The organism is Mesorhizobium sp. M7A.F.Ca.MR.362.00.0.0, assembly GCF_004023175.1.
Classification (GTDB): Bacteria; Pseudomonadota; Alphaproteobacteria; order Rhizobiales; family Rhizobiaceae; genus Mesorhizobium.
Genome location: NZ_RZTF01000563.1, coordinates 486 through 3,076, shown reverse-complemented (window position 1 = coordinate 3,076; position 2,591 = coordinate 486). Strand labels below are relative to the sequence as shown.

The 2,591-nt window shown below is 66.4% G+C and carries 2 protein-coding genes; both read left to right on the top strand.

Annotated features, from left to right (window positions below):
* Nucleotides 1–1,511 (top strand): sugar ABC transporter ATP-binding protein (locus EOC06_RS35175; protein ID WP_164898928.1); only part of this gene is annotated, 1,511 nt, incomplete at its 5' end.
* Entirely contained in the window at nt 1,508–2,524 is a 1,017-nt protein-coding gene (locus EOC06_RS35170; RefSeq protein WP_027035281.1) for an ABC transporter permease, read from the top strand. The genes EOC06_RS35175 and EOC06_RS35170, both read left to right, overlap by 4 nt.
* Nucleotides 2,525–2,591 lie beyond the last annotated feature (67 nt).

Here is a 2,591-nt window from a genome sequence, read left to right as displayed (position 1 = left end):
TCACCAAGCATTTCTCGGGCGTCACCGCGCTCAGCGACGTCTCGCTCGATATCCGCCCCGGCGAGATACTCGGCCTGCTCGGCGAAAACGGGGCCGGCAAGTCGACGCTCTTGAAAATCCTCTCGGGCGTCATGCCGCCGTCGGGCGGCCGCATCACTTTCGACGGTGCCGATTATCATCCATCCAGCCCGCAGGATGCCAAGCGGCTCGGCATCGTCACCATCTACCAGGAGCTCAGCCTGATCCCGACGCTGACGGTGGCGGAAAACATCTTTATCGGCCGCGCGCCGACCGGTCCGCTCGGGCTGGTCAGTTGGAGGCGGATGGAGCAGGACTCCCGCACGATCATCGCCCGCGTCGGTCTCTCCATCGATCTGATGACGCCGGTGTCGGCGCTGTCGGTGGCCGAACAGCAACTGGTCGAGATTGCCCGCGCCCTGTCGCTGAAAAGCCGGCTGATCATCATGGACGAACCGACCTCGGCGCTGACCGAGACCGAGGTGCAGCGGTTGCTCTCGATCATGGACCGGCTGCGCAAGGACAAGGTCGCCATCATGTTCGTCACCCACCGGCTGGAGGAAGCCTCCGCCATCTGCGACCGCATGACGGTGCTGCGCGATGGGCGGCTGGCCGGGCATCTCAACCGTGAGGGTGGACCGATCGCCCTGCCCAAAATCATCGAGAAGATGGTTGGCCGCGCGGCGTCCGAGCTCTATGCCCGGCCGGCGCAGCGCGCGGTGGCCGGCGATGTCGTGCTGTCGGTGCGCGGCCTGCGCACCGTGCGCGATCCCGAAGCGCCGCACGCCATCGTGCTCGACGGCGTCGACATCGACCTCAAGGCCGGTGAAATCCTCGGCGTTGCCGGGCTTGTCGGCTCGGGCCGCACCGAGCTGGCGCGCGCCATCTTCGGCGCCGACCGTATCGCGGCCGGCACCATCACGCTCGATGGCAAGCCGATCGCCCCGGCATCGCCCGCAGACGCCATTGCGCTCGGCATCGGCCTGCTACCGGAGGATCGCAAGCACCAGGCGATCTTTGCCGCGCTGGGCATCCTGCCGAATTTCTCCATCGCTTCGCTGGGCAGCTTCAGCAACGGTTTCGGCTTCATGGCCGAGCGGCGCGAGCGCGATGCGCTGTCCGGGTTTCGCAAAATGCTGTCGATCCGCATGGCTTCGGCCGAGCAGGCGATCGAAGGCCTGTCGGGCGGCAACCAGCAGAAGGTGATCCTGGCGCGCTGGCTGGCGCGCGATCCGAAAGTGCTGATCGTCGACGAGCCGACGCGCGGCGTCGATGTCGGCGCCAAGACCGAGGTGCACCAGATCCTGGTGCAGCTTGCGGCGCGCGGCATTGCGGTGATGATGATTTCGTCCGAGCTGCCCGAGGTGCTTGCAGTGTCGGACCGCATCGTCACCATGCGCCGGGGCCGCATCACCGGCCAGATGCCGGGCGTCGAGGCAAACGAGGAAAGACTGATGGAACTGATGGCACTCGACCGCAAGGAGACACTATGAGCGTGGCGGGGGAACAGGATCAGCGCGGCGGCATCAACTTCGCGCGGCTTTTGATGAGCTTCGGGCCGCTGCTGTTCCTGGTGGCGCTGATCATCGTCTTCACCGTGCTGAAGCCGAGCTTCATGGACCCGATCAATTTGTTCAACATCACAAGGCAGATCTCGATCACCGGGCTGATCGCGCTCGGCATGACCTTCGTCATCCTCACCGCCGGCATCGACCTGTCGGTCGGTTCGCTGCTCGCCTTCTGCGGTATGGTCGCCGCCGTGGTCGCCAAGGGTGGCTCCGCCAACACGCTGTCGCTGTCGACGAGCGGTACGCAAGGGTTCGGCTGGTTCGCAGCGCTCTTGGCCGCCGTCGTTGTGGGCGCTGCCGCCGGCGGGGTGCAGGGGCTTGTCATCACCCGGCTGAAAGTGCCGCCCTTCGTCGTCACGCTGGGCGGGCTGACGGTGTTTCGCGGGCTGACGCTGACCATCTCAAACGGCGGCCCGATCTCGGGCTTCGACGCCTCGATGCGCTGGTTCGGAACCGGGCTGATCGGCCCCGTGCCGGTGCCGGCGCTGATCTTCGCCGCGGCCGCCATCCTGTGCCACATCGTGCTGCGCTACACGCGTTACGGGCGCGCTGTCTATGCCGTCGGCGGCAATGCCGAGGCGGCAAGGCTGTCGGGCCTGCGCGTCGACCGCATCCTGGTCTCGGTCTATGTCATCGTCGGCTTCTTCGCCGGGCTTGCCGCTTTCGTGCTGTCGGCCAGGCTGAACTCCTCCGAAGCAGTCGCCGGTATTGGCTACGAGCTGACGGTCATCTCGGCCGTCGTCATCGGCGGCACCTCGCTGTTCGGCGGCATCGGCTCTGTCGGCGGCACGGTGGTCGGCGCGGCCCTCATCGGCGTGCTGCAGAACGGGCTGCAGTTCAACAACGTCTCGTCCTACACGCAAAGCATCGTCATCGGGCTCATCCTGATCCTGGCGGTGGCGTTTGATCGGTGGCTGAAGTCGCGGGTGAGAAGGTGAGGCGGTGAGGGGCGAAGGGAGATGTTAACACCCAGGCGCCCCCCTCTGCCCTGCCGGACATCTCCCC

Excerpts from the sequence above, each read along its gene's own strand:
- EOC06_RS35170 (WP_027035281.1), top strand. The coding sequence starts at position 1,508 with ATGAGCGTGGCGGGGGAACAGGATCAGCGCGGCGGCATCAACTTCGCG.